Origin of the sequence: Xanthomonas sp. NCPPB 3761 (genome assembly GCF_041475705.2) — a bacterium.
Taxonomy (GTDB): domain Bacteria; phylum Pseudomonadota; class Gammaproteobacteria; order Xanthomonadales; family Xanthomonadaceae; genus Xanthomonas; species Xanthomonas phaseoli.
Genome location: NZ_CM191262.1, coordinates 2,625,610 through 2,650,778 on the forward strand (window position 1 = coordinate 2,625,610; position 25,169 = coordinate 2,650,778).

General features: G+C 66.0%; 25 protein-coding genes and 1 pseudogene. 13 read left to right on the forward strand and 13 right to left on the reverse strand.

Features of this window, described 5'->3' with window-relative positions; translation table 11 throughout:
- Nucleotide 1: 1 nt before the first annotated feature.
- The 9 genes from ACCQ00_RS11435 to ACCQ00_RS11475 form a co-directional block, all read right to left on the reverse strand.
- On the reverse strand, nt 2-445 hold the full coding sequence (locus ACCQ00_RS11435; RefSeq protein ID WP_039572457.1) for a DUF6973 domain-containing protein: 444 nt from the start codon (nt 443-445) through the stop codon (nt 2-4).
- The gene (gene carA / locus ACCQ00_RS11440) at nt 445-1,620 is read right to left on the reverse strand and encodes a glutamine-hydrolyzing carbamoyl-phosphate synthase small subunit (RefSeq protein ID WP_039572460.1); all 1,176 of its coding nucleotides are present in this window, start codon (nt 1,618-1,620) and stop codon (nt 445-447) included. Before carA ends, ACCQ00_RS11435 begins: the two co-directional genes overlap by 1 nt.
- Before the next feature lie 239 nt (nt 1,621-1,859).
- A complete protein-coding gene (gene dapB / locus ACCQ00_RS11445; protein WP_017155291.1) occupies nt 1,860-2,576 on the reverse strand; it encodes a 4-hydroxy-tetrahydrodipicolinate reductase in 717 nt (238 codons plus the stop codon).
- Between the two features lie 408 nt (nt 2,577-2,984).
- On the reverse strand, nt 2,985-3,704 hold the full coding sequence (locus ACCQ00_RS11450; RefSeq protein WP_017155292.1) for an MOSC domain-containing protein: 720 nt from the start codon (nt 3,702-3,704) through the stop codon (nt 2,985-2,987).
- Entirely contained in the window at nt 3,701-4,903 is a 1,203-nt protein-coding gene (locus ACCQ00_RS11455) for an aminotransferase-like domain-containing protein (RefSeq protein WP_039572463.1), read from the reverse strand. The genes ACCQ00_RS11450 and ACCQ00_RS11455 overlap by 4 nt, the downstream gene beginning before the upstream one ends.
- A 227-nt stretch (nt 4,904-5,130) precedes the next feature.
- Complete coding sequence (locus tag ACCQ00_RS11460; protein ID WP_039572465.1) at nt 5,131-5,631, reverse strand: autotransporter outer membrane beta-barrel domain-containing protein; 501 nt, start codon at nt 5,629-5,631, stop codon at nt 5,131-5,133.
- A 60-nt stretch (nt 5,632-5,691) separates the two neighbouring features.
- Entirely contained in the window at nt 5,692-5,946 is a 255-nt protein-coding gene (locus ACCQ00_RS11465) for a DUF6587 family protein (protein ID WP_039572469.1), read from the reverse strand.
- A 1-nt stretch (nt 5,947) separates the two neighbouring features.
- Nucleotides 5,948-7,807 carry a ferrous iron transporter B gene (gene feoB / locus ACCQ00_RS11470; protein ID WP_017155295.1) on the reverse strand — a complete coding sequence of 620 codons (1,860 nt, stop codon included), beginning with the start codon at nt 7,805-7,807 and terminating at the stop codon, nt 5,948-5,950.
- Nucleotides 7,804-8,052, reverse strand: coding sequence for a FeoA family protein (locus tag ACCQ00_RS11475; protein WP_003486267.1), 249 nt, complete (start codon nt 8,050-8,052; stop codon nt 7,804-7,806). The genes feoB and ACCQ00_RS11475 overlap by 4 nt, the downstream gene beginning before the upstream one ends.
- Nucleotides 8,053-8,166: 114 nt before the next feature.
- On the opposite strand from ACCQ00_RS11475, the gene ACCQ00_RS11480 reads away from it, so the two are divergent.
- The 6 genes and pseudogenes from ACCQ00_RS11480 to ACCQ00_RS11505 all read left to right on the forward strand — a co-directional run bounded on the left by ACCQ00_RS11480 (nt 8,167) and on the right by ACCQ00_RS11505 (nt 12,333).
- Entirely contained in the window at nt 8,167-8,964 is a 798-nt protein-coding gene (locus ACCQ00_RS11480; RefSeq protein WP_039572471.1) for an enoyl-CoA hydratase-related protein, read from the forward strand.
- On the forward strand, nt 8,961-9,350 hold the full coding sequence (locus ACCQ00_RS11485) for a VOC family protein (protein WP_039572473.1): 390 nt from the start codon (nt 8,961-8,963) through the stop codon (nt 9,348-9,350). Before ACCQ00_RS11480 ends, ACCQ00_RS11485 begins: the two co-directional genes overlap by 4 nt.
- Nucleotides 9,351-9,456: 106 nt before the next feature.
- Nucleotides 9,457-10,353: a hydroxymethylglutaryl-CoA lyase gene (locus ACCQ00_RS11490; RefSeq protein ID WP_039572475.1), complete on the forward strand. Its 897-nt coding sequence runs from the start codon at nt 9,457-9,459 to the stop codon at nt 10,351-10,353.
- 136 nt (nt 10,354-10,489) lie between these two features.
- The gene (locus ACCQ00_RS11495; RefSeq protein ID WP_039572476.1) at nt 10,490-11,260 is read left to right on the forward strand and encodes an SDR family NAD(P)-dependent oxidoreductase; all 771 of its coding nucleotides are present in this window, start codon (nt 10,490-10,492) and stop codon (nt 11,258-11,260) included.
- A gap of 121 nt (nt 11,261-11,381) precedes the next feature.
- Entirely contained in the window at nt 11,382-11,948 is a 567-nt protein-coding gene (yeiP, locus tag ACCQ00_RS11500; protein ID WP_039572480.1) for an elongation factor P-like protein YeiP, read from the forward strand.
- Nucleotides 11,948-12,333: pseudogene (locus tag ACCQ00_RS11505) on the forward strand (hypothetical protein). The gene yeiP and the pseudogene ACCQ00_RS11505 overlap by 1 nt, the downstream one beginning before the upstream one ends.
- A gap of 454 nt (nt 12,334-12,787) precedes the next feature.
- Here the strand turns inward: ACCQ00_RS11505 and ACCQ00_RS11510 are convergent.
- From ACCQ00_RS11510 to ACCQ00_RS11520, 3 genes are read right to left on the reverse strand one after another with little or no spacing between them, the layout of a single operon-like run.
- Nucleotides 12,788-14,650, reverse strand: coding sequence for a DUF7844 domain-containing protein (locus tag ACCQ00_RS11510; RefSeq protein ID WP_039572482.1), 1,863 nt, complete (start codon nt 14,648-14,650; stop codon nt 12,788-12,790).
- A complete protein-coding gene (locus ACCQ00_RS11515) occupies nt 14,647-14,946 on the reverse strand; it encodes a DUF2388 domain-containing protein (protein WP_039572485.1) in 300 nt (99 codons plus the stop codon). The genes ACCQ00_RS11510 and ACCQ00_RS11515 overlap by 4 nt, the downstream gene beginning before the upstream one ends.
- 34 nt (nt 14,947-14,980) lie before the next feature.
- Nucleotides 14,981-16,399, reverse strand: a complete 1,419-nt coding sequence (locus ACCQ00_RS11520) for a D-2-hydroxyglutarate dehydrogenase (RefSeq protein WP_039572488.1) — start codon at nt 16,397-16,399, stop codon at nt 14,981-14,983.
- Between the two features lie 208 nt (nt 16,400-16,607).
- Here ACCQ00_RS11520 and serA point away from each other — a divergent pair, with 208 nt between their 5' ends.
- Nucleotides 16,608-17,849, forward strand: coding sequence for a phosphoglycerate dehydrogenase (gene serA / locus ACCQ00_RS11525; protein ID WP_039572491.1), 1,242 nt, complete (start codon nt 16,608-16,610; stop codon nt 17,847-17,849).
- A 145-nt stretch (nt 17,850-17,994) separates the two neighbouring features.
- On the opposite strand, the gene ACCQ00_RS11530 is transcribed toward serA, so the two are convergent.
- Nucleotides 17,995-18,585: an NUDIX hydrolase gene (locus tag ACCQ00_RS11530; RefSeq protein WP_039572493.1), complete on the reverse strand. Its 591-nt coding sequence runs from the start codon at nt 18,583-18,585 to the stop codon at nt 17,995-17,997.
- 142 nt (nt 18,586-18,727) lie between these two features.
- Between ACCQ00_RS11530 and ACCQ00_RS11535 the strand changes: the two genes are divergently transcribed.
- From ACCQ00_RS11535 to ACCQ00_RS11560, 6 genes are all read left to right on the forward strand, one after another.
- Nucleotides 18,728-20,200: an amino acid permease gene (locus tag ACCQ00_RS11535; RefSeq protein ID WP_372353931.1), complete on the forward strand. Its 1,473-nt coding sequence runs from the start codon at nt 18,728-18,730 to the stop codon at nt 20,198-20,200.
- Between the two features lie 76 nt (nt 20,201-20,276).
- A complete protein-coding gene (locus tag ACCQ00_RS11540) occupies nt 20,277-21,707 on the forward strand; it encodes an amino acid permease (RefSeq protein WP_039572496.1) in 1,431 nt (476 codons plus the stop codon).
- An 89-nt stretch (nt 21,708-21,796) separates the two neighbouring features.
- Complete coding sequence (locus ACCQ00_RS11545) at nt 21,797-22,450, forward strand: methylthioribulose 1-phosphate dehydratase (RefSeq protein ID WP_017155307.1); 654 nt, start codon at nt 21,797-21,799, stop codon at nt 22,448-22,450.
- Nucleotides 22,451-22,485: 35 nt separating this feature from the next.
- Nucleotides 22,486-23,052, forward strand: coding sequence for a 1,2-dihydroxy-3-keto-5-methylthiopentene dioxygenase (locus ACCQ00_RS11550; RefSeq protein ID WP_017155308.1), 567 nt, complete (start codon nt 22,486-22,488; stop codon nt 23,050-23,052).
- Between the two features lie 2 nt (nt 23,053-23,054).
- Complete coding sequence (mtnC, locus tag ACCQ00_RS11555) at nt 23,055-23,753, forward strand: acireductone synthase (protein WP_017155309.1); 699 nt, start codon at nt 23,055-23,057, stop codon at nt 23,751-23,753.
- A gap of 183 nt (nt 23,754-23,936) precedes the next feature.
- Nucleotides 23,937-25,013, forward strand: coding sequence for a C13 family peptidase (locus tag ACCQ00_RS11560; RefSeq protein WP_039572502.1), 1,077 nt, complete (start codon nt 23,937-23,939; stop codon nt 25,011-25,013).
- Nucleotides 25,014-25,169 lie beyond the last annotated feature (156 nt).

Consider the following 25,169-nt stretch of genomic DNA (forward strand, 5'->3'; position numbering starts at 1 on the left):
CTCAGTAAAGTCGGTCCTGCCACGCCGTAGCGGCGAGCCAGGTGATTTGGTCGGGCGATCGGGCATCGATCGCGCCATGGTCGACCGCGGCGCGAACCTCTCGCTGCATCGCGGCCCAGCTGGGAGCGGCGGCGCCGATGCGCGCGCCGATCCGGTTGTTATGCGCATCCATCGCGCGGCTCGGCGTGCCAACGCCACCGCGTTCCATCACGGCAGTCACCCAATCCACGCAACGCGGAGACAAGTTGTAGGCGACGATGGCACTCGCAAGGCTGTGCCGGTAGGCATCGGCCGGGCCGTTGCGCCCGCCGGGCAGGCCCGAACCCAACCACTGCGAATACACCGCAATCAACACGAACGCCGGATACGCAAGCAGCGCCAGCATCGCCAACGCAAACACCCGCCAGTGGCGTGCGCGCGGCAGCGAGGCCAGCCCTGTTTTCATCAGGCGCGTGCCGCCATCAGATCCACGAACCGGTCGAACAGCGGCCCCACATCGCGCGGTCCCGGCGAGGCTTCCGGGTGGCCCTGGAACGAGAATGCCGGTGCGTCGGTGAGCGCGATGCCCTGGTTGGTGCCGTCGAACAACGAGCGGTGAGTGACCCGCACATTGGCCGGCAAGGTGCTTTCATCCACTGCAAAACCGTGGTTCTGCGAGGTGATCATCACCCGGCCGCCGTCCAGATCCTGCACCGGGTGGTTGGCGCCGTGGTGGCCGGTGGTCATCTTGAGCGTCTTGGCGCCGGCAGCCAGCGCCAGCAACTGATGGCCCAGACAGATGCCGAAGGTCGGCACCTTGTGCGCCACCAACTCCTTGATCGCAGCGATCGCGTAGTCGCACGGCTCCGGGTCGCCCGGGCCGTTGGACAGGAACACGCCATCCGGGTTCATCGCCAGCACCTCTGCCACCGGGGTCTGCGCCGGCACCACGGTGACATCGCAGCCGCGCTCGGCCAGCATGCGCAGGATGTTGAGCTTGACGCCGTAGTCGTAGGCCACGACCTTGAATGCGAGTCCCTCGCCAGAGCCGGTACTTCCCTGCGCGGACTTTCCACTATTCAACGCACCCAGACCCGGAAAGCTGTCCGAGTTCAGATCCAGCGAACCTTCCTTCCAGTTGTAGCTGCTCTCGGTCGAGACCACCTTGGCCAAGTCCATGCCTTTCAGGCCGGGGAACTTGCGTGCGGCTTCCAGCGCTTTTTCGACGTCGATCTCCCCGGCCATCAGCGCGCCGTTCTGGGCGCCCCTCTGCCGCAGCAGGCGGGTCAGCTTGCGGGTGTCGATGCCGGAGATGGCAACCACACCGCGGGCCTGCAGCCATTCCGGCAAGGCCACCTGGCTGCGCCAGTTGCTGGGGCGGCGCGGCACATCGCGCACGATCAGGCCGGCCGCCCAGATCTTGCGGGCTTCGTCGTCCTGATCGGTAAAGCCCGTGTTGCCGATATGCGGATAGGTCAGCGTGACCATCTGGCGGGCGTAGGAGGGATCGGTCAGGACTTCCTGATAGCCGGTCATGGCGGTGTTGAACACCACTTCACCGACGGAAAGCCCGTTGGCGCCTACGGATTCGCCCTCGAACACGGTGCCGTCTTCGAGGACAAGGATTGCGGGTTGGGTCACGTGGGGGTCTCGCTCTGGCTGCCTGGGACTCCGATGCGCTCCCGGCCAAATTCCGGTTGCAGCAAAGCGCGGACGCGGTGCTGGGGACCGGTCCGACGCTGGTTCGGGCAAGCGAGAATTGTAAAGGCAACTGCCCTGCCATGCCAGTCTGAAGAGCATCGGATGCAGGCGCGGCGTCAACGCCGAGGCATGAATGGCCGCGACGTGCGGCTACCGTTCATGCATGGCTGCGGGCGTGCTTACAGCACCAGATCGCGCACGCGGTAGCTGCCTGCCGGCTTGCCGATCAGCCGCTTGGCCGCATGCAAGGCACCACGCGCGAAGATGTCGCGGTTGGTCGCGCGATGCACCAGCTCGACCCGCTCGCCCAGCCCGGTGAACTGCACGGTGTGTTCGCCGACGATGTCGCCGGCGCGCAGGCTGACATAGCGCGGCTGTGCGCCGCTGCCGGTCGCCGCTTCGCCCAGCGTCAACGCGGTGCCGGAGGGCGCGTCCTGCTTGTGCACGTGATGCGCTTCGAGGATGTCGCAGTCCCAACCCGGCAAGGTGCCGGCCGCGCGCTCCACCAGCTCCGTCAGCACCGCAACGCCGAGACTGAAGTTGGACGCCCACACCAGCGCAATCTGCTGGGCGGCATCGCGCAAGGCCGCACGCTGCGCCTCGTCGAGCCCGGTGGTGCCGGACACCAGCGGCTTGCCCCGCTGCGCGCACAACGCCAGGATCGGTGCAAAGCCCTGCGGCAAACTGAAATCGATGGCCACATCGAACGCAGGCGCGCCACCGAGTTCGCTGGCAGCGAAGAACGGCACCCCATCGACCACGCGCTGGGAGGGCGAGCGACCCACCACGGCCCCGACCACCTGCAAGGCCTGGTCTTCGGCGGCCAATCGCAGCAAGGCCTTGCCCATCCGCCCGGAGGCGCCGTGGATCAGAACTTTCACAGCAGAGGTTGTCATGGCGGCGGCTGGCTTGGCGATGTGGGGGGGTACACGATAGCCGGGATTGGGGAGTTGGGATTAGCGATTCGTCGCCGCAGTGCCGCACTGCGCACGATGCGGCGTTGCGGGGTCGCGCGACTGGTCGCTTTCGTGGCGGGCGACGAGGCGTGGCGAAGGGTTCTTGGATAGGTAGCGAGGAGTGGAGAGCCGCAGGAATGCAACTGGACTCTGCCGACTTCGCGAGCTGCACGCCCACCTATATAAAGCAGTGATGTCGGCCGCTCTAAGCATGGCTATCGCAAGGAGCGTACATCTTTCATCCCGGCGTGGGAGACGCCCGGCGCAAGCGCCTATACGTGCCGCACCAGCCGACGCAAGCAGCGACCACATCCGCCTGGCACTGCGCAGCAGCTTTGTTTGCCGCGCTTAATCGCCGATACCCTCCAGCCGCTTGCTCCAGCTTTCCACTTCGCTGCGCTGCAGGCGGCGTTCGAAAAGCGTGCGCCAGGACGGCACCAGCGGCAGCTGCAGTACCGCGGTGACGGCTGCAACGTCGACCTGGCGCGCGTACAGTACCTGCTGCAGACGGGACAGCGGCCAATCCGGATGCGGCCGCGTCTGCAGGGTCAGCAGGTCGCCCGCCGCAACGCTGCCCGGCTGCAACACGCGGTAATACCAGCCGGTACGGCCGGTTTCCTGCACGCGCCGCGCCAGCTCGCGCACGCCAAAGCGGTCCGACAGCTTCCAGCACGGTTGTCGCAACTGCGACACCTCCACCACTGCCGTGCCCAAGGTGAAGCGATCGCCGAGACAGACATCGGCTTCGGTCACGCCCACGCTGCTGAGGTTTTCGCCGAAGGCACCTGCCGCCTCCAGCAACATGTGCGGACCAAGTTCCTCGCGCCAGGCAGCGTAGTGATCGCGCGGGTAGTGATGGATGGCCTTGTCCGGCCCGCCATGCACGCGCCGGTCGCCCTGCTCGTCGCCCTCCAGGCCTTCGATGCCCACCTGCACCGCCCCCTGCAGCGGACGTTTGTCGATCGCGCTGCGGCTGCCAGGGCGCGTGAAGTCGCGCGCGCTGCCGATGGCGACGTGGTCGATCCTGATCGCCATCGGCGCACCCTGCTCCGCCGTCGCCCCTGTCACGCGCCCTGGCCTGGCAATTCGGCCAGCGCCTCGCGCAGCAACTCGCCCAGCACCTGGATGCCGGCATCGATCTTCTCGCCGGGGACGGTGACGAACGACAGGCGCAGCGTATTGGTCTGCGGCAAGGTGGCGTAGAACGGCGCGCCGGGTACGAACGCGACATTGCGTGCGATGGCTCGCGCCAGCAACGCGGTTCCATCCAGCCCCGGTGGCAAGGTCACCCACAAGAACATGCCGCCCTCCGGGCGATTCCACTGCACCTGCGCCGGGAAGTGCCGGTCCAGTGCCTCCAGCATCAGGCTGCACTGACGCGCGTACAGCGCCCGGATCTGCGGAATATGGGTCTGGAGAAAATCGTCCTGCAAGGTCTGGTACACCACGCGCTGGGTGAACGATGGCGTATGCAGATCGGCTGCCTGCTTGGCCTGGATCAGCTTGCCCAGCACTGCCTCGGGCGCCACCACGTAACCCAGCCGCAGGCCGGGCGCGAGCACCTTGGAAAACGAGCCCATGTAGATGACGCCTTCGGAGTTCATCGACAACAGGCTCGGCAGCGGCTCACCGCTGTAATACAGCTCGCCGTACGGGTCGTCTTCGACTACCGGCACGCCTGCCTCGGCCGCACGCGCCACCAAGGCCTGGCGACGCGCCAACGGCAAGCGCCGGCCGGTGGGATTTTGAAAATTCGGCAGGCAGTACAGAAAGCGCGCATCGGCCAGCAACGACGGATCCAGCGCATCCACCACCACGCCATCCGCGTCCGAGGGCATGCCGACGAATGCCGGCTGGAACAACGAAAATGCCTGCAACGCGCCCAGGTAGCTCGGCGTTTCCACCAACACCTTGCTGCCTTCGTCGATGAAGACCTTGCCGAGCAGGTCCAGACCTTGTTGCGAGCCGGTGGTGATCAGCACCTGGCTGGGGCGGATGCTGGCGCCATCGCGACTCAGCCGCGCAGCCACCCATTCGCGCAGCGGCGCATAACCCTCGGTGGGGCCGTATTGCAAGGCCGCCTGCGGGGCGTCGCGCAGCACCTGGTCGCTGGCAGCGCGCATGCGCTCCACCGGAAAGGTAGCTGGCGACGGCAGGCCGCCGGCGAAGGAAATGACCTCCGGCCGTTCGGTCACCTTGAGAATTTCGCGAATCGCCGAACTGGTCAGCGCCTGCGCACGTCGGGAGATCTGGAAGGAGGTCGTCATGGCGCAAGCATAGCGAACGCCAGTGGTTGCGGCGCTGTGCAATGCAGCGACGCATCGCTGGCCGCCCGTCTTGCCCGGTACGGAGTCCAGAGGCCAGCGGCACGTCGCCGGCAATCATCAGCCAACCGTGGAGGGCGCACTGCACCTGTCCTGTCCGCATCGCACAGGCCGCACCCAGCGCCGACCGCGCCGCCGGGCAGCAAGCGCAGACGCCTGGCTAGCGGCGCTTATTGGTACGCCGGGCCGACCCAGGCGGTGCCTTCGCTGTGGGCGATGAGCGTCTTCCAGCGCTTGCGGATCACCTTGTCGCGGGTGCGAAAGGTCATGCGCACGCCCGGCAGACCGAGCGTGACGCGGGTTTCGACCATCGCCGAGTGTTCGTCTGCGGCGATGTCGATCTTGGTGATCGACTGCTTGTAGTCGATCAGCTCTTCCGGATCGGCCACGTGGCTCATCTGCCGCAGCACCTGTGCCCATTCGCCGTTGGATTTGCAATATTTCTCGCGGGTGGCGGTTTGCCGCTGCTGATGCGAATCCATGCGGTACAGCACCACCATTTCGAATTCCGGCGCGGTCATCGCGCAGAGCGCCTCGCCGTCCTGGCTCAACATCGCCTTGTCGTGCGCGGCATAGAAATCGCGCACCTGCTTCTCGTCGAGCGCGTTGCCGCCATAGTTATAAAGGCCCGCAACGGCGGCCAGCACCGCCAACAACACCAGCAATCGCATCACCGCCCCCTTGTCTTGCCGCGTCCTGCGGCCGCGCAAGTGTAGACCAGACGACGTATGTCAGTGGCTGCGGGGCGGGGTCGGGCCACAGCTGTCGCAACCGCCGCAGGCCGAGACGTTTTGGCTGGCCGGCGGTGCCACCCGGCGCCCCAGCGCCTGCATCCACGCCGGTCGCCCGCGACGCACCAGCCCAAGCGCAAGCGCGCCACGCAGGCGACGCAGCACACCGGGAAACTGTTTCTTCATCACCACCCACAGGCTGACCAGCACGGCGATGGCGATCACCAGGTATTGCAGCGTGAGCGAAAGCGTCATCTCAGCCAGCTCCCAGCAGCACGGCCAGCTGGTAGGTCACCAGCGAGGCCAGGTAGGCCAGCGCGAACAGGTACACCGCGCTGATGGTCATCTGTTTCCACGAGTTGGTTTCGCGCTTGATCGTGGCCAGCGTGGAAATGCACATCGGTGCGTAGATGTACCAGACCAGCAGCGACAACGCGGTGGCCAGCGACCACCCGTCGCTGATCAGCGGCGACAACGCCTGCGCTGCCGCGTCATCGTCGGCTGCTGACAACGCGTACACCGTGGCCAGCGAGGCCACCGCCACTTCGCGCGCGGCCAGGCCGGGAATCAACGCGATGCAGATCTGCCAGTTGAAGCCCAGCGGTGCGAAGAACACCGCCATTGCGTGGCCGATACGACCGGCGAAGCTGTAGTCGATTGGCGGCAAGGTGGCGTTGGCCGGCGCCTCGGGAAACGACAGCAGGAACCACAGCAGGATGGTCAGCGCCAGGATGATGCCGCCCACGCGCTTGAGGAAGATCCAGGCGCGCTCCCACAGCCCCAGCGCCAAGTCGCGTACCTGCGGCACGCGGTAGGACGGCAGCTCCAGCATCAACGGGTGCTCGCTCTTGTCGCGCCGCCATTTCTTCATCGTCCACGAGACCAGCAGCGCACTGACGATGGCCGCAGCGTACAGACCGAACAGCACCAGCCCCTGCTGGTTGAAGATGCCCCACACCGTCTTCTGCGGAATGAAGGCGCCAATCAACAACGCATACACCGGCAGCCGCGCCGAACACGTCATCAGCGGCGCGACCATGATGGTGGCGAGCCGGTCGCGCGGGTCCTGGATGCTGCGCGTGGACATGATGCCCGGCACCGCACACGCAAAACTCGACAACAGCGGAATGAACGAGCGCCCCGACAAACCGGCCACCGACATCATGCGATCAAGCAGAAACGCCGCACGCGGCAGATAGCCGGATTCTTCCAATGCCAGGATGAAGGCGAACAGGATCAGGATCTGCGGCAGGAACACGATCACCCCGCCCAGCCCGGCGATGACGCCATCCTTGAGCAAGCTGTTGAGCGGACCTTCCGGCAACGTCGCGCCGACCCAATCGCCCAGGGCAGCGGTGCCGCCGTCGATCAGGTCCATGACCGGCGCGGCCCAGGCATAGACCGCCTGGAAGATCAGGAACATCACCACCGCCAGGGTGACCAGGCCCCAGACCGGATGCAGCAGCCAGCGGTCCAGCGCGTCGTCCACCCGCGAGGTGCGGGTGGGCATGGTCACCGCTGCGCCGAGGATCTGCCGCACCAGCGCGTGATAATTACCGTCGGCCGGCGGATTGGCGGCGGGCGCCGCCAGGCGTGCCGCCTGTGCATCGAGCCGCTCGACCAGCACCTTGGCACCACCGCGCCGCACCGCCACCGTTTCGACCACCGGCACGCCGAGCGCCTGCTCCAGTGCCGGCAGGTCGATGACGATGCCGCGCCGCTGCGCGGCATCCATCATGTTCAGCGCCACGATCATCGGCCGGCCGAGCTCGCGCAACTCCAACGCAAAGCGCAGATGCAGGCGCAGATTGGTCGCATCCATTACATAGACCAGCACGTCCGGCGCCGGCTCGCCCGGATAGAAGCCACGGCACAGGTCGCGGGTGATCGCCTCATCCAGGCTCGCCGGTTGCAGGCTGTAGGCGCCGGGCAGATCCAGCACCGCAAACTCGCGTCCGGAGGGTGCGCGGAAGTGCCCTTCCTTACGCTCGACGGTGACGCCGGTGTAATTGGCCACCTTTTGCCGGCTGCCGGTCAGCTGGTTGAACAGTGCGGTCTTGCCGCTGTTGGGGTTGCCGACCAGCGCCAGGCGCAGCGGGACGGTGGCCGCGCTCATGCCGATCCTCCTGCATGGCGCACCTGTACGCGCGCAGCCTCGCTGCGCCGCAGGGCAAAGCGCGTATAGCCCACCTGCACCAACAACGGCTCGCGGCCGACCGGCCCGGTGGCCAGCACCGTGACTTCCTCGCCAGCGACGAACCCCAGCTCCCGCAAGCGCCGGGCGATCGTGTCGTTGGGGAGACGATCCTCCACGGAGTCCACGATGGCGGCGCGATGCAAAGGCATGTCGGACAGCGTCACAAAGACGGCCTGATTGTTAGGAATGGTTCTCAATTCTAGCATCGACGCACCGCGTCATGGCTCCGGCGACCCGGCCCGCTATCATGGTTCGCATCCCATTCATGGACGTACGCAATGCAGGACACCGGCTTGATCGTCGAAGACCACGGAGCGGTCCGTACCCTGCGATTGCGTCGCCCCGCAATCCACAACGCCTTCGATGCGACGCTGATCGCCGCGCTGACCGATGCATTACGCGAGGCGGGCCGGGCGTCCCAGACCCGGGTGGTCGTGCTGACCGGTGATGGCGCGGCCTTTTCGGCCGGCGCAGACCTGAACTGGATGCGTGGCATGGCCAGCGCCAGCGAAGCCGAGAACGCCGCCGACGCACTGGCGCTGGCGCAGCTGATGCGCACCCTGGATGAACTGCCCAAGCCCACCATCGCGCGCGTCAACGGCGCCGCCTTCGGCGGCGGTGTCGGCCTGGTGGCGTGCTGCGATATCGCCATCGGTTGTACCGAGGCGCGCTTCGGACTGACCGAAAGCAAGCTCGGCCTGCTGCCGGCGGTCATCTCGCCCTATGTGGTTGCAGCAATCGGCGCGCGCCAGGCGCGGCGCTGGTTCGCCACCGCCGAGATCTTCGATGCCGGCACCGCGCAGTTGCTGGGTCTGCTGCACCAGCTGGTGGCTGCCGATCAGCTGGATATCGCCGTGGAGCGCCAGGTTCGCCTGCTGCTGGCTGCGGCGCCGCTGGCCGCTGGCAACGCCAAGGCGCTGGTGCGCTCGGTGCTGCCAGCTGCCGACCGCGATGCCATCGATGCCGCCAATGCGGCGTTGATCGCCCGTCTGCGCGTGTCCCCCGAAGGCCAGGAAGGCCTGGATGCGTTTCTCGACAAGCGCAGCGCCGCGTGGATGCCGGAGAGCCTGGCGTGAGCGCCATCGACCATATCGGCCTGGCCTGCAGCGATCTGCAAACCAGCACCGCCTTCTACCGGGCCGCGCTTGCGCCACTGGGCATCACGCTGCTGGTGGAGTTGACGGCCGCGCAAACCGGCGGCCACGCGCATGCCGGTTTCGGCACCGAGCGCCCGTTTCTCTGGCTGGGCTCCCACGCGCAGACGCCGGGCAGCACCCATGTCGCGCTGACGGCGACCGACCGCGACAGCGTCGATGCGTTTCATCGCGCTGCGCTGGCCGCCGGTGGCCGCGATCACGGTGCACCCGGCCTGCGCCCGCATTACCACGCCCACTATTACAGCGCTTTCGTGCTCGACCCTGACGGCAACAATTGCGAAGCGGTCTGCCACCTCCCCGCATGAGTCTCTTTCCGATGTCCCTGGTTTCCTTGTTCGCGCATTCGACCGCCACCTTGCATGAGGTTGCGGCGATGTCTGCACGCCGTCATGCGCACAGCGATGTAAGCGCATGAGCCACTTCGTCCGCATTGTCGAAGTTGGCCCACGCGATGGCCTGCAAAACGAAGCGCAACCGATCGCCACTGCCGACAAGATCGCGTTGATCGATCAACTCTCGGCCACCGGGCTGCGCACGATCGAAGCGACCAGCTTCGTCAGCCCACGCTGGGTACCGCAGCTGGCCGACGCCGCCGCGGTGTTTGCCGGCATCGCGCAGGTGCCGGGCATCGCATATCCGGTGCTGGTGCCCAACCTGCAGGGCTACGAACGCGCACGCGCGGCCGGGGCGCAGGAAGTGGCGGTCTTCACCGCCGCGTCGGAGGCGTTCAATCGCACCAATACCAACGCCGGCATCGACGAATCGATCGAACGGTTCCGGCCGATCCTGCAGCAGGCCGCGCTCGACGGTGTGCGCGTGCGCGGCTACGTCTCCACCGTGCTGGGCTGCCCGTACCAGGGCGAGGTGCCGGTGGCCGATGTGGTCGATGTGGCGCAACGTCTGCACGCGCTCGGCTGCTATGAAATCTCGCTGGGCGACACCATCGGCGTGGGCACGCCGCTCAAGGCGCGTCAGATGCTGGCCGCAGTGGCGCAGGCGGTGCCGATGCAGGCGTTGGCGGTGCATTTCCACGATACCTATGGGCAGGCGCTGGCCAATATCGCTGCATGCCTGGAGCAAGGCGTCCGCGTGATCGATGCGGCCGTGTCCGGTGCGGGCGGCTGCCCGTATGCCAAGGGCGCCAGCGGCAACGTTGCCAGCGAAGACGTGGTGTACCTGTTGCACGGGCTGGGCATGCCCACCGGCATCGACCTGCCCGCCCTGGCCCGCACCGGCCGCTGGCTGGCGCAGCTGCTCGGTCGCGACACCGGCAGCAAGGTCGGCAAGGCGCTGGCTGCCGCCGACTGAGGGATTGCTGCCCGCGCAATCGTGCATCACCTACCACCGCGATCACGCAGGGGCTTCGGCTAGAATTGCCGCCCGCTCCGCCGCTCGTTCGTTTGCCGCTACCACCGGCCATCAACGTTACTCAGGGAACCACCGCATGCAGCCATCTTCTGTTCTTGCCATCGTGACCGGCGGCGTTTCCGGCCTCGGCCTGGCCGTCGCACAGCGCCTGGTGGCCGACGGCGGCAAGGTCGCGCTGTTCGACGTCAACGCCGACAGGGCCGAGGCGGCGCTGGCGCTGCTCGGTGCCGGCAACGCGCATTACCTCGCCACCGACGTCACCGATGAGGCCCAGGTCGCGGCCAATGTGACGCAAGCTGCGCAGGCGCTGGGCGGATTGAATCTGGTGGTCAATTGCGCCGGCATCCTCGGCGCCGGCCGCGTGTTGGGCAAGGAAGCGCCGATGCCGTTGGCCACCTTTCGCAACACCGTGCTGGTGAATCTGGTCGGCAGCTTCAATGTGGCCAAGGCTGCGGCCGATGTCATGCAACACAACACCACCGGCGATGACGGCGAACGCGGCGTGATCGTCAATACCGCCTCGGTCGCCGCATTCGAGGGCCAGATCGGCCAGGCCGCGTATGCGGCCAGCAAAGGCGGCGTGGTCGGCATGACCTTGCCGATGGCACGCGAACTGGCGCGCTTCGGCATCCGCGTGATGACGATCGCGCCGGGCGTGTTCTGGACCCCGATGGTCGACGGCATGCCCGAGGCCGTGCAGCAATCGCTGGCCGCCTCCATCCCGTTCCCCTCGCGCCTCGGCCAGCCCGACGAATACGCCGACACCGTCGCCTTTATCCTGCGCAACCGCTACCTCAACGGCGAAGTGATCCGCCTGGACGGCGGCGTGCGGTTGGCACCGAAGTAGCCGGGATTGGGGGTTCGGGAGTGGGGATTCGTCACAGCGAGAACCCCGTGCCCTCCCCGCCTCCTGCAATCCTGTTCTTGCCAATCCCAAAATCCCCAATCCCTAATCTCTGACTCAGCCCATGAAAGCCAACGACATCAAGAAAGGCAACGTCGTCGAATACAACGGCGGCATTTACCAGATCCGCGACATCGAACGCAGCTCGCCGCAGGGCCGCGGCGGCAATGTGCGCTTTCGTTTCATCATGTACAGCGTGCCGGGCGGGATCAAAACCGACGCCAGCTTCGATGCAGACGACAACCTGCCGGAAGTCGAGCTGCTGCGCCGACAGTCCACGTTCTCGTACAAGGACGGCGAAGCGTTCGTGTTCATGGACGATGAAGACTTCACCCCGTACACGCTGGATGCGGACGTGATCGGCACCGACGCCGGCTACATCACCGATGGCCTGACCGGCATCTATGTGCAAGTGATCGACGACCAGCCGGTAGCCGTGCAACTGCCGCAGACGGTGACGCTGGAAGTGGTGGAGACTCCGCCGGAATTGAAGGGCGGCACCGCCACCAAACGGCCCAAGCCGGCCAAGCTCAACACCGGCATGGAAATCATGGTGCCCGAGTACATCACCAACGGCGAACGCGTGCTGGTCAACACCACCACGGGCGAATTTGCCGGTCGCGCCGACTGATGCGTCGCCTGCTCGCAGCCCTGTCGCTGGGGCTGCTGGCTGCCTGCACCGCCAGACCGGTACCGACGCCCGCGGCGGCGCCGGCTGCGGCAACCTGCACCGACCCCAAGGTGGAGGAAGAATGGCTGCAGCACCCGGCCGGCCTGTGCGGCATGCCCGACGACGTACGCGCGCTGGTGGACGACTACGACACCTGCGTGCATTTCGCTGGCGAAGAACCTACGACGCCGATCGCCGCCACGAGATCGAAGTGGCAGTTGCGCAGTTCTGCACGCCTGCACCGGCACGTCTGGCCAAGCTGATGCAGCAGTACCGCAACGATGCGCACATCAGCCAGTGGCTGCGCCAGTATGCGGTGCAAGCGGAGCTGCAACCCGCCGGCTGAGGTATCCCTTCTCCACTCGGGACATTGGTCACTTCATGGGGAGACGGTGGCGCTTAGCGCCGTATGAAAGTAAGGCGAAGCCTCGTGCAGTTGGACCTGCACGATAGCGTCGAGCCGTACCCTGACCCCACCCCCTCTCCCGACGGGAGAAGCGCTCGCCGCACGTACTGAGGTGCGCGCGGTGTATCCCGTCTCCCATCACCTTGATAAGGGAGAAGATGGAGCGTAGCGCCAGATGAGGGGCGCCGCAGAGAACTGTCAGTAGCCGCGATGATGAACGTGTCGCCACGCGTCGTCAGAGGTGAATCACCGACGGCTTCACGCACTACCCCGCACCCCTACCCGCGCCTGCAATGCGGGCGCACGAAGGCCTGCGTGCCAGTGCCGCGCAAGCCCTGCCTTTTCGCCCCGGCGGGAGAGAGGCTCCCACTGCGCCCCTCGCGTCGCCCGATCGCTATTGCACCTGCAAAGGCATGCGCATGTCCGGCTGCACGTTGTCGGCCGCCGCATCGCCGCGCGCAAGCACACGCAGGTGCGCACGCAAACGTTCCACATTCGCTTCGCCCTGCTCCAAGCCATTGCGTACGTCGGCGGGCAATTGCTGGCGTCCAGCCCGCTGCAGCTGCTTCCAGCCATCGACCAACACCGCGCTTTCCTGCGCCACGCGCGCACTCAGCCGTTGCTGCTCCTCCGCTTGCGGCAAGCCATACCCCGTGCTGCCCGACAGCACCGCCGGATGACTGAGTTGCGCCTGCCGTGCGAACAGCGCCTGCAGCTGGCCCTGCACCGCGTCGCGCGCGGCCATGCCCGGTTGTTGCACCAGGCGCTTGAGCGCATCGCGCGCCAGCAATTCCTGACGACGCAGGGCCGCCTGTTCCAGCAACAGCGCCGCTGCAGTTTCGCGCAGACCACCGCGGTCGAACCATTGCGCGCGCACCTCGGGCGCGGCATCCAGCCACTGCGCGACAGTAGTTTGCGGCACTGCGATGCCACGCCGAAGCACATCGAACATGGCCTGGTAATGCGCTGCCGCCGATTCGAAGTAATAGCCCTGGCGGATGGCGTGTGCAGGGTCGTCCAGCACCCGCAGATCGGCGATGCCGGCACGCTGCAATCGTTGCCGCAGACCGCGCGGCATGATCGAAGACAAGTTCGCTGCAGCCAGACGCGGCACCCCGTCATGCAGCAACTTGTAGGTTTCCACCGCGCAGTTGTTGCTGATGAAGTAATAGCGCCCGTCGTAACTCCAATGCACCTGCGCGGCGCGCTTGAGCAGGGCCGCGATCTCATCGGGCGCCAGCGTCAGCGGCACCGACGACAGGGCGCGCAATTCCACCTTGGTGTATTCGTCGACGACCTGGTTCAACGGCAGCACGAACAGCCGCGACGGGTACGAACCGGTGAGCCCACGCCAGCTGGAAATCTGCACATCGCCCACGAAGGCGCGGAACGACAGCACGCGGTGATATTGCAGATCCAGCCGGCATGCCGGGCCCGGCGCACGGCCGGGGGCGCAGATCACCAGGCGCAACATGCTATGGCCCCAACGGCTCATCGGCTGCTCGTTACCCTCGGCAAGCAGATAATCCACCGCGTACACGCGTGCCGGATCCAGCGACAGCAACGACATCGCACCGGCATCGTTGTCGGCCTGCAGGTACGGCAATGCGCTCTCGCAGCGCACAGCGCCCTGCGGCGGCCCGAGGCGCTGCGCAAACCACGCCGCCAGCGCAGGGCGCCGGCACGCATAGTCGGCGTCCAGCACGTAATGCTCGAGATTGACCGCAACGAACTCGGCCGGGCTGCGGCGCTCGTACCCGTCCGGGCTGCGGTCGCTAAACCGGTTTGCGCCGCGCCCCAGCCGCCACGGCCGCACCTGCCAGCCGGCGAGATCGCGCAGGCGCCGATCGCGCGACAACGCGCTGCCTGCGCCGCGATCGAGCACATGCGCCAGTTCGTGTATGAGCGCTGCCATCGCCGCGCGCGTGGCAGCTGCGTTGCGATCGGAACGTGCTTCGTCCGATTGCGCGCTCCACGCCTGCAACAGCGCGCGATCGAGCAGGATGCGATTGCCGATGGCACGGCCATGTACCTGCGCCGGCAGATCGGTGCGCCATTGCAGCTGGATCGGGGCGGTCATCCGCTGCGTCCAGCCCTGCGGCAATCGCCGTGCAACCAGCTGCACCAGCGCATTGCTCGCTTCGATCTCCGCCGCAGGCAAGTCCGACGGAACAACCTCGACCAACAGTTCGGCCTGCGCCTGCGGGGCGATCAAGGCCGCCGGCAGCAGCCAGCCGCACCGCCGGCGCAGACTCACTGGGCCAGGATGGACTGCGCCAGCTCCAGGTCGCTGGCCAGCCGCGCCGCGTCGCTACGGCTACGCAACTGCACCAACGCCGCTTCCAGACGCGCACCGCGAATGACGCCGCCGCTGGCGACAAAACCGGCCGCATCTTCGCGGGCGTCGGCCACCACCTTGTCGTCGCCGGAGCTGCTGCCGGACGAATTGGACGAGCCAGCCGACGAGGCACCTGCCGACGTCCCGGCCAGGCTGGATGCGAACGCTGCCAGCGGCAGCAGCGTCAAAGCGCAGAACACGAGGGAGCGCATCATGGGCTGATCGATTCCGTGTGAAGGTGCTGGAAGACTAACCGGCGCGCGTGTCGGCAGGTGCGTCATGCATCTCGAACAGCTTGCCGGGATTCAGCAAAAGATGAGGATCGAGCACATGTTTGATGCCGCGCATCAAGGCGATTTCCTCGGCAGAGCGCGTGCTCCACAGATACGCCTTCTTGACCAGGCCGATGCCGTGTTCGGCGGAAATGCTGCCGTCGAAACGCTGCAAGGCCTGCGCCAGCAACTTGGTGACCTGATCGCAGGCTGCAACGAAATCGGCCTGGCTGGTGCCATCGGGCTTGAGCACGTTGATGTGCAGGTTGCCATCGCCGATATGCCCGAACCACACCACATCGAAATGCGGATACGCATCGTGCAGCAAGGCCTGGGTTTCGGCCAGGAAGGCGGGCATCGCCGAAATGCGCACCGACACATCGTTCTTGTACGGCGTGTAGCGCGCCAGCGCCTCGGTGATGCCTTCGCGCAGACGCCACAGCTGCGCGGCCTGCGCATCGCTCTGGCTGATCACGCCATCGCTGACCCAGCCCTGCTCCATGCAGGTCTCGAAGGCCGCCATCGCGGCCGCTTCCTGCGCCTGATCGCCTGCAGCGAATTCAGTGACCACGTAATACGGGTGCACCTGCGCGAACGGCGCCTGCGCGCCATGCGCAAGCACATGCTCCAGCGCGCGATCGGTAAAAAATTCGAAAGCCTCCAGGCGCAGCTGCGCGCGGAACGCGGCGAACACCTGCATCAGCACGTCGAAGGATGGCAATGCCAGCAACATCACGTTGCTGGGCGGCGGCGGGTCGGTCAGCCGCAGCGTGGCCTCGACGATGATGCCGAGCGTGCCTTCGGAGCCGATCATCAGGTGGCGGAAGTCGTAGCCGCTGGAATTCTTCACCAGCGCATTGTTGAGTTCCAGCAACTCGCCGCCACCGGTGACCACCTTCAACCCGGCCACCCATTCGCGCGTATTGCCGTAGCGGATCACCCGGATGCCGCCGGCATTGGTGGCGATGTTGCCGCCGATCGAACACGAGCCGCGTGCGGCAAAATCCACCGGGTACACCAGCCCATGCTCGCGCGCGGCGTTGTGCACCGCTTCCAGCGGCATGCCGCCCTGCACGGTGAGCGTGCGATCCACTGCGTTGAAATCCAGCGGTTTGTTCAAGCGCTCCACGCTCAGCACCAACTCGCCGTTGGCCGCCACTGCGCCGCCGGACAAGCCCGTGCGCCCGCCCGACGGCACCACCGCCACGCCTTGCGCATTTGCCCAACGCACGACCGCCTGCACTTCCTCCACCGAGCCCGGCAAGGCGATCGCGAGTGGGTTCGGCGTCCAGCGGCGGGTCCAGTCGCGACCGTAATGCTCCAGGTCGGCCGGCTCGGTCTTCAAACGCAACGCAGGCACGGCCTGTTGCAACGAAAGGATGCGGGGATCGGTCATGGCACGCGGCGCTGCGGTAGGAACCGCACAGCGTGCCAGTGCCGGCCCGGCTCGTCCAGCCGGCGCACGCGTGGCCGACGCCGCGTTGGATTCAGCTGAAACCGTTGCGCCGCAAGGGCTTTGCCGGCGCGAACATCGCGTGGCGGCCACCCAATCGCGCACCCCATCTGGCATAGTTGCCGACCCGATTGCTGCATTGCGTTCCCCCATGTCGCCGAAGAAAACCTCGTTTCCCAAGCAGGACATCCGCGTGCTGTTGCTGGAAGGCATCAGCCCGACCGCCGTCGACGTGTTCCGCGCCGCCGGCTACTCGCAGATCGAACTGCACGCCAAATCGCTGCCGGAAGACGAGTTGATCGCCCGCATCGCCGACGCGCATATCGTCGGTATCCGCTCGCGCACGCAGCTGAGCGCCGAAGTGCTGGCCCACGCCAAGCGCCTGATCGCCATCGGCTGTTTCTGCATCGGCACCAACCAGGTGGACCTGGACGCGGCCGAGCTGGCCGGCATCCCGGTCTTCAACGCGCCCTACTCCAACACCCGCAGCGTGGCCGAACTGGTCATCGCCGAGGCGATCCTGTTGCTGCGTGGCATTCCGCAGAAGAACGCGCAATGCCATCGCGGCGGCTGGTCGAAATCGGCCGCCGGCAGCCACGAAACGCGCGGCAAGGTGCTGGGCATCGTCGGCTACGGGCATATCGGCACCCAGGTCGGCGTGCTGGCCGAATCGTTAGGGATGCAGGTGATCTTTCACGACATCGAAACCAAGCTGTCGTTGGGCAACGCACGCGCGGCCATCGACCTGGACGACCTGCTGGCGCGCTCGGACGTGGTCACCTTGCACGTGCCGGAAACGCCGTCGACCAAGGACATGATCGGCGCAGCCGAAATCGCCCGCATGAAGCCTGGCGCGCACCTGATCAACGCCTCGCGCGGCACCGTCATCGACATCGACGCGCTGGATGCGGCGCTCACCTCCGGCCAGATCGGCGGCGCGGCGGTGGACGTGTTCCCGATCGAGCCCAAGGGCAATGGCGACGCGTTCGAATCGCCGCTCACTGCGCACGACAATGTGATCCTGACCCCGCACGTGGGCGGCAGCACGCTGGAGGCGCAGGACAACATCGGGATCGAGGTCGCCGCCAAACTGGTGCGCTATAGCGACAACGGCAGCACCTTGTCGGCGGTGAACTTCCCGGAGGTCACCCTGCCCGAGCACGCCGAAAGCCTGCGGTTGCTGCATATCCATCGCAACGTGCCGGGCGTGCTGTCGCAGATCAACGAATTGTTCTCGCGCCATAACGTCAACATCGACGGCCAGTTCCTGCGCACCGACCCCAAGGTGGGCTATGTGGTCATCGATGTCAGCGCCAGCGAGGAGCTTGCCGGCGTACTGAAGGACGAGCTGGGACAGATCACCGGCACCTTGCGGACGCGGGTACTTTATTAAGCGGGATTTGGGAATCGGGATTCGGGATTCGTACAGCGCTTCGCCGCAACCGGTGGGTTCGTCGGTCCAACCACGCTGTGGGAAGCAGACAAGCCCTAGGTGGATCGGCGTCGGCCGCCAGCTTCTGCCAATCCCGAATCCCGAATCACGCCTCCCGGCTCTCCAACCACTTCTCCGCCATGCGCCGCAGCGACGGGTCCAGCTCCGGTTCTGCAAGCAGCTCAACAATCGGGCGCCAGGCCAGGGCCAGCGATTCCTCGCTGACCTGGAAGTCTTCGTCCGCGCCGGCCACCACCACGTAGCGCGCGTCGTAGTGCCAGTGGCCTGCCACCTCGCCGCGTGCCGGGATCCAGTGGCGGTCCAGATCGAATAGGTCTGCATCCGCCAGCCTCAGGCCAGGCAAACCGGATTCTTCTTCAGCTTCGCGGAGCGCCACCTGCGCCAGATCGCGGTCGCCATCGGCGTGCCCGCCCAGCTGCAGCCAGCGCTGCAGCTTGCGGTGATGGGTCAGCAAGGTGCGTGTGCCGTCGGCGCTGACCACCCACGCCGAGCCGGTGAAATGACCTTCGACACGCTCGCGCACGAACGGATCGGTGGCATCGTCCAGCAATTGTGCGAACTGCTCTGCCAGCGCGGCCTCCTCCGGCCAACGCAGGCGGTACGCCGCCAATTGCTGCTGCAGGGTTGCATCTACCATCGCGCGTTCTCGGTCGCCCGGTGCGGGCCAGGCGGCCATTATCGCCATTCATGCTGCGTACGCGCTTGTCGTGAGCGTGTAGCTTTGGCAAGGTAGGCCGCTTGCCTGTCCCACCGGGATGCGGCGCACCAATTCGTCCGGGCGCATGCGCCTGCGCTTTGCCACTTACGGGATGTACCGAATGCTGAAGTCTCTGTTGAGGGTCAAACCGATCGAGCCCGCCGGCCACGTCGATGCGGGCGAACCGGTCGAAGGCAGCCTGCAAGGCGAAGCCACGCTGCAACGGACCCTCACAGCCAAGCACCTGATCATGCTCGGTATCGGCGCGGTGATCGGCGCCGGCATCTTCGTGCTGACCGGCCAGGTGGCTGCCAACCATGCTGGGCCAGCGGTGATGCTGTCGTTCGTGTTCGCCGGTATCGCCTGTGCCTTCGCCGGCCTGTGCTATGCCGAATTCGCCGCGATGATGCCGGTCTCCGGTAGCGCCTATTCGTATTCCTACGCCACGCTCGGCGAAGGCATCGCCTGGTTCATCGGCTGGTGTCTGGTGCTGGAATACCTGTTCGCCGGGTCCAGCGTTGCAGTCGGCTGGTCTGCCTACCTGATCAGCTTCATCACCGGCACCCTCGGGTTGCCGTTCCCCGCCGAGTTGGCGGGTGCGCCGCTGGCCTGGGACGGCCACGGCTTTGTCAGCTCCGGGAATCTGGTCAACCTGCCGGCCGTGCTGATCGTCGCGGCGGTGAGCATCCTGTGCTACGTCGGCGTCACCCAGTCGGCGTTCGCCAACGCGATCGTGGTGGCGATCAAGGTCGTGGTGATCTGCCTGTTCGTGGGCTTTGGCATTTCCTATATCGACCCGGCGAACTGGCACCCCTTCATCCCGGAAAACACCGGCCCCGGCCAGTTCGGCTGGGACGGGGTGTTTCGCGCCGCGTCCATCGTGTTCTTCTCCTACATCGGCTTCGACGCGGTTTCCACCTCCGCCGGCGAGACCAAGGATCCGCAGAAGAACATGCCGATCGGCATCCTGGTGTCGCTGGCCATCTGCACCGTCATCTACATCATCGTCTGCGCGGTGCTGACCGGCCTGCTGCCCTACACCCAGCTTGGCACCGCCAAGCCGGTGGCCACCGCGCTGGAGGCCCACCCGCAACTGACCTGGCTCAAGACCGCGGTGGAAATCGGTGCCATCGCCGGTTTGTCGTCGGTGGTGCTGGTGATGCTGATAGCGCAGCCGCGCATCTTCTACACCATGGCCAAGGATGGGCTGATGCCCAAGCTGTTCGGCAAGGTGCACCCGAAATTCCGCACGCCCTACGTCGGCACGCTCTTCGTGGGCGTGGTCGCCGCGCTGCTGGCCGGGGTGATCCCGTTGAACGTACTGGGCGAACTCGTCTCGATGGGCACCCTGCTCGCCTTCGCCACGGTCTGCGCCGGCGTGCTGGTGCTGCGCTTCACCAAGCCCGACCTGCCGCGCCCGTTCCGGGTGCCGCTGGCGATGGTGATCTGTCCCCTGGGCGCGTTGGCCTGTCTGTTCCTGTTCTTCCAGGCCTTCCAGGAACACTGGAAGGTGTTCGTAGGCTGGACCGTGATCGGCCTGGCGATCTACTTCGGCTACGGCGTCCACCACAGTCGCCTCGCGAAACGGGCCTAAGCTTCTCTCAAGACCGGCGCGCGACGCCGGTCTTCTTGTTCAATGATCGCGCGTAGCGCCAAGCCGGAACCGCTTCATGTTCAAACAACTTTGGGCCACCAAACACCCGCACGCCAGCCATGAGGCGGCCGACGGGCTGGGCCTGCAACGCGCGCTTGGCCCATGGGGGCTGACCGCCCTGGGAATCGGCGCGGTGATCGGCGGCGGCATCTTCGTCATCACCGGCCAGGCGGCGGCCGACCATGCCGGACCGGCGATCATGCTCTCGTTCGTGCTCGCAGCGGTGTGCTGTGCGTTCTGTGCGATGGCCTACGCAGAATTCGCTGCGATGGTGCCGGTCTCCGGCAGCGCCTACACCTACACCTACGCCACCTTCGGCGAGCTGGCCGCGTGGTTCATCGGCTGGATGCTGGTGCTGGAATATGGCGTGTCCGCCTCGGCAGTGGCGGTCAGCTGGACCGGCTACTTCCTGAGCCTGCTCGAGCATTTCGACATCCACCTGCCGGCCGCACTTGTCAGCGCGCCGCTGGACGGCAAGCTGCAACCCACCGGGGCGATCGCCAACCTGCCGGCGGCCGGCATCGTGCTGCTGCTGACCTGGCTGTGCTATGTCGGCATCCGCAAGTCGTCGGCAATGAACATGGCCATGGTGATCCTCAAGACCGGCCTGATCCTGCTGGTGATCGCGGTGGGCTGGAAATACGTGGACACGGCCAACTGGCACCCGTTCATTCCGTCCAACGAAGGCCCGGGCAAGTACGGCATGGAGGGCGTGCTGCGCGGCGCGGCGATGGTGTTCTTCGCCTATATCGGCTTCGAAGCGGTGTCGGTGGCAGCGCAGGAATCGCATCGCCCGCAACGCGACCTGCCGATCGGCATGATCCTGTCGCTGGTGATCTGCACCGTGCTCTACATCGCCATGGCGGCAGTCATGACCGGCCTGGTGCCGTACACCCTGCTCGGCACCGACGAGCCGGTGGTGACCGCCGTGGCGGCGCATCCGCAGCTGGCCTGGCTACGCGTGGTCGTGGAAGTGGGCGCGTTGATCGGGCTGTCGTCGGTGGTGCTGGTGATGATCATCGGGCAGCCGCGCATCTTCATGATCATTGCGCGCGATGGCCTGCTGCCGTCGATTTTCACCCGCATCCACCCCAAGTACCGCACCCCGCATGTCAATACCGTCATCACCGGTGTCGGCATCGCGCTGCTGGCAGCGGTGTTCCCGCTGGATGTGCTGGGCGAATTGACCTCGATGGGCACGCTGATCGCCTTCGCGGCGGTCTGCGCCGGCGTGCTGATCCTGCGTCGCACCCACCCGGAACTGCCGCGTCCGTTCCGCATGCCGGCCGCCTGGCTGATCTGCAGCGCCGGCGTATTGAGCTGCCTTGCGCTGCTGTCGGCGATGACGCTGCACAACTGGATGCTGATGGGCTTGTGGACGCTGGTCGGGCTGGTGATCTACTTCGGCTACGGGTATCGCCACAGCCGTGTGCGCGACGGCCGCTGAGCCCACGCATGATCCGGTGTCGGGCGCGGCAGGACGACGCCTGCTGCGCTGCACCTGCCCATGCACCGGGGGCGCAGTAGAATAGGTCCATGAATGCGACCACTGCCCCCCTGCCCTACAGCACCACGCGGCTACACGAGCTGGCGCACCTGCTGATCGCCAATATCCGCGAGCTGGCCCATGCCGGCTGGACGCCTGCGACCAGCAGCAATTTTTCCCATCGGCTGGACGAACAGCACGCGGCCATCACCGTCTCCGGCCGCGACAAGGGTCGTCTGGTCGAAGAAGACATCATGGTGGTGGACTTCGATGGCCTGGCCGTCGGCCGCCCGTTGCGCCCGTCTGCCGAAACCCTGCTGCACACCCAGCTGTATCGCCGGTTTCCGGAGATCGGTTGCGTGCTGCATACGCACTCGCCGGTGCAGACGATTGCTTCCCGCCTGTATGCAGGCAGCGGTGTGATCCGGCTCGAAGGCTACGAACTGCTCAAGGCCTTCGATGGCAACACCACCCACGAAACCGCGGTGGACGTGCCGGTCTTCGCCAATACCCAGGACATGCAGGTGCTGGCCGCGCAGGTCGAGGCCTTGCTGGACAAACAGAGCATGTGGGGGTATCTCATCGAAGGACACGGCCTGTATGCCTGGGGCCGCAACATGGCCGAGGCACGTCGTCATCTGGAAGCGTTCGAATTCCTGCTGCATTGCGAACTCGAACTGCTGAAACTGCGCGGCATGCGCTGAGCACTGTCCGTCCCCCATTCGTGAGCCAGACCGCCATGAGCCGACTGCGTATCTTCGCCGACACCAATCCCGCCACCCCCGAGTTCGACAGCCGCGACGGCGATGCGATCGCCGCCCAGTTGCAGAAGATTGGCGTGACCTTCGAACGCTGGCATGCCAGCGCGCCGGTCGAACCGGGCGCCACGCCCGAGCAGGTGATGGCGGCCTATCGCGCCGATATCGACCGCATCAGCGCCGAGCGCGGCTTCAAGACCGTGGACGTGGTCAGCATCGCGCCGGACAACCCCAAGCGCGAGGAAATGCGCGCCAAGTTTCTGGACGAGCACTTCCACAAGGAAGACGAGGTGCGGTTTTTCGTCGCCGGCTCGGGCCTGTTCACGCTGCACGTCGATGCCAAGGTCTATGAGATCGAATGCGTCAAGGACGACCTGATTGCCGTGCCCGACGGCACCTTGCACTGGTTCGACATGGGGCCGGAGCCGCACTTCGTGGCGATCCGTTTCTTCACCGAGCCGGACGGCTGGGTCGGACATTTCACCGGCACCGAAATCGCCAAACAATTCCCCCGCTACGCCCCCGAGAAACCTCACAAGGCCAGCTGACGATGACACGACCGCAAGCGATCCTCACCGATATCGAAGGTACGACCAGCAGCATTTCGTTCGTCAAGGACGTCTTGTTCCCGTATGCGCGCCGCGCCATGCCGGCGTACGTGCGCGAGCACGGCAATCATCCGCAGGTGCGTCACTGGCTCAACCAGGTGGCCGATGAAATCGGCGAGGACGTGCCGGACGAGGTGCTGATCAGCACGCTGCAGACCTGGATCGACGAGGATCGCAAGCACACCGCGCTCAAGGCCTTGCAGGGACTGATCTGGGGCGACGGCTACAAGACGGCCGACTTCACTGCGCATATCTACGCCGATGCGGCGATCCAGCTCAAAGCCTGGCACGCGGCCGGCATTCCGCTGTATGTGTATTCGTCCGGCTCGGTGCCGGCGCAGAAACTGTTCTTCGCGCACAGCGACGCGGGCGACCTGAGCGGACTGATTACCGACTGGTTCGACACCGAAGTCGGCCCCAAGCGCGAAAGCGCCAGCTACCGCCGCATCGCTGAACGCATTGGCGTGCCGGGGCCGGAGATCCTGTTCCTGTCGGATGTGATCGAAGAGCTCGATGCCGCCAAGCGCGCTGGCATGCGCACCGCGCTTCTGGACCGCCGGGAGGACTATCCCACGCCGCGTTCGGCCGAGGATGTCGGCAGCCACCAGCGTGTGGAGAGTTTTAGCCAGTTGGTGCTGTAAGCACGATCCGCAAGCCGATTGCGCTCCTTGCCGTTGAGCGCAATCGGTGGTTTGCGCTACCCATGCAGCTGCTCTGTTCCAGCTGCGACGCGCCGCCTGCATCTATCCGACGGGATAGTGGTCTGCGCTGCGGGCACCGCGCTCCGCCACTTACCCCGTCTTTCCTGGACCTCTGCGCGCGCCATGTCGCTGCACTCCCCTTTTGCGCCACATGCAGTATGGCGACGCCTTTCCACGCTGATCGTCGTGGTGGCGTTGATGGCCGGCTGCCACCCGGACGCTGGTGCGGCGTTGCAGGCTCAGCCTGCCGAGAACCACGATGCGGTCGATCCGGTCGATCGGGCCGCCCTGGCGCAGGCGCTGAAGACCTTGCAACCGCAGCGCCCCGGCGTCACCGATCTGTACGTGGTGGGTTTTGCCGGCGATGCCAGCGACGATGTCTTCCGCAACGAGACGCTTTACCTCAAACAGCTGTTCGAGCAACGCTTCGATGCGCGTGGGCGCGTGGTCACGCTGGTCAACAACCCGGACAACCTGGGCGAGCATCCGTACGCGCCGCTGGCAACCTACGACAATCTCTACGACACGCTTGCCGCAATCGGCAAGCGCATGGATCGCACGGAAGACGCGCTGCTGTTGTTCGTCACCACCCACGGTACCGAAGACCATAGCCTGTACGTGCAGGTCGACGACAAGGAAGAGGATTTCATCAGCCCGCAGGATCTGCGCAAGGCGCTGGACGATGCCGGCATCGACAATCGCATCATCGTGCTGTCGGCCTGCTATTCGGGAGGTTTCATTCCCGCACTGCGCTCGCCGCAAACGCTGATTCTCACCGCTGCGCGTGCCGATCGGCCCTCGTTCGGCTGCGGCAATACCTCCAATGTCACCTATTTCGGGCAGGCATGGTTGATCGATGCAATGAACCAGAGCAATGACCCGTTGGCGGCATTCGACATTGCCAAAGCCGCCATCACCGCACGCGAAAAGCAGGAAGGCGAGCTTCCCTCGTTGCCGCAGCAATCGCTGGGCAAGCGCATCGCGCCGGTGCTGGCGCGTTGGCGTGCCGGCGTGCATCTGGGGCCGGCGGTTGCGTATCCGTACCCGCCGGTGGACATGGATGCGGAGCCGGACCAGGGCGTGGATTCGACCGACTCGACGGGCGATGCGCCGGTGAGCGACGTGCCGCGTTCAAATGCCCCGGCAACCGCAACCCCGTCGAGGCACACCCCGCCCGCACCTGCAGCATCCAATCGATAACCACGGTTAGTGCTGAGACTAATTCTCATTTCGTCAGCCTCAACCAGGGCTCGCTACACTCGCCCAGCCAGCCAGCAACCGCCAGCCAGCACCGATCCTCGCCAGCGCGCCAACGCCTGCCAGCCCGGATCCCGAAACGCCTCCCGTGTGGAGGCG

Excerpts from the sequence above, each read along its gene's own strand:
- ACCQ00_RS11480 (WP_039572471.1), top strand. The coding sequence starts at position 8,167 with ATGCAGGACACCGGCTTGATCGTCGAAGACCACGGAGCGGTCCGTACC.
- ACCQ00_RS11455 (WP_039572463.1), bottom strand. The coding sequence starts at position 4,903 with ATGACGACCTCCTTCCAGATCTCCCGACGTGCGCAGGCGCTGACCAGT.
- dapB (WP_017155291.1), bottom strand. The coding sequence starts at position 2,576 with ATGACAACCTCTGCTGTGAAAGTTCTGATCCACGGCGCCTCCGGGCGG.
- feoB (WP_017155295.1), bottom strand. The coding sequence starts at position 7,807 with ATGAGCGCGGCCACCGTCCCGCTGCGCCTGGCGCTGGTCGGCAACCCC.
- ACCQ00_RS11515 (WP_039572485.1), bottom strand. The coding sequence starts at position 14,946 with ATGATGCGCTCCCTCGTGTTCTGCGCTTTGACGCTGCTGCCGCTGGCA.
- ACCQ00_RS11435 (WP_039572457.1), bottom strand. The coding sequence starts at position 445 with ATGAAAACAGGGCTGGCCTCGCTGCCGCGCGCACGCCACTGGCGGGTG.
- yeiP (WP_039572480.1), top strand. The coding sequence starts at position 11,382 with ATGAAAGCCAACGACATCAAGAAAGGCAACGTCGTCGAATACAACGGC.
- ACCQ00_RS11535 (WP_372353931.1), top strand. The coding sequence starts at position 18,728 with ATGCTGAAGTCTCTGTTGAGGGTCAAACCGATCGAGCCCGCCGGCCAC.
- ACCQ00_RS11520 (WP_039572488.1), bottom strand. The coding sequence starts at position 16,399 with ATGACCGATCCCCGCATCCTTTCGTTGCAACAGGCCGTGCCTGCGTTG.
- ACCQ00_RS11530 (WP_039572493.1), bottom strand. The coding sequence starts at position 18,585 with ATGGCCGCCTGGCCCGCACCGGGCGACCGAGAACGCGCGATGGTAGAT.
- mtnC (WP_017155309.1), top strand. The coding sequence starts at position 23,055 with ATGACACGACCGCAAGCGATCCTCACCGATATCGAAGGTACGACCAGC.
- ACCQ00_RS11560 (WP_039572502.1), top strand. The coding sequence starts at position 23,937 with ATGTCGCTGCACTCCCCTTTTGCGCCACATGCAGTATGGCGACGCCTT.
- ACCQ00_RS11550 (WP_017155308.1), top strand. The coding sequence starts at position 22,486 with ATGAGCCGACTGCGTATCTTCGCCGACACCAATCCCGCCACCCCCGAG.
- ACCQ00_RS11545 (WP_017155307.1), top strand. The coding sequence starts at position 21,797 with ATGAATGCGACCACTGCCCCCCTGCCCTACAGCACCACGCGGCTACAC.
- ACCQ00_RS11495 (WP_039572476.1), top strand. The coding sequence starts at position 10,490 with ATGCAGCCATCTTCTGTTCTTGCCATCGTGACCGGCGGCGTTTCCGGC.
- ACCQ00_RS11460 (WP_039572465.1), bottom strand. The coding sequence starts at position 5,631 with ATGCGATTGCTGGTGTTGTTGGCGGTGCTGGCCGCCGTTGCGGGCCTT.
- ACCQ00_RS11490 (WP_039572475.1), top strand. The coding sequence starts at position 9,457 with ATGAGCCACTTCGTCCGCATTGTCGAAGTTGGCCCACGCGATGGCCTG.
- ACCQ00_RS11465 (WP_039572469.1), bottom strand. The coding sequence starts at position 5,946 with ATGACGCTTTCGCTCACGCTGCAATACCTGGTGATCGCCATCGCCGTG.
- serA (WP_039572491.1), top strand. The coding sequence starts at position 16,608 with ATGTCGCCGAAGAAAACCTCGTTTCCCAAGCAGGACATCCGCGTGCTG.
- ACCQ00_RS11540 (WP_039572496.1), top strand. The coding sequence starts at position 20,277 with ATGTTCAAACAACTTTGGGCCACCAAACACCCGCACGCCAGCCATGAG.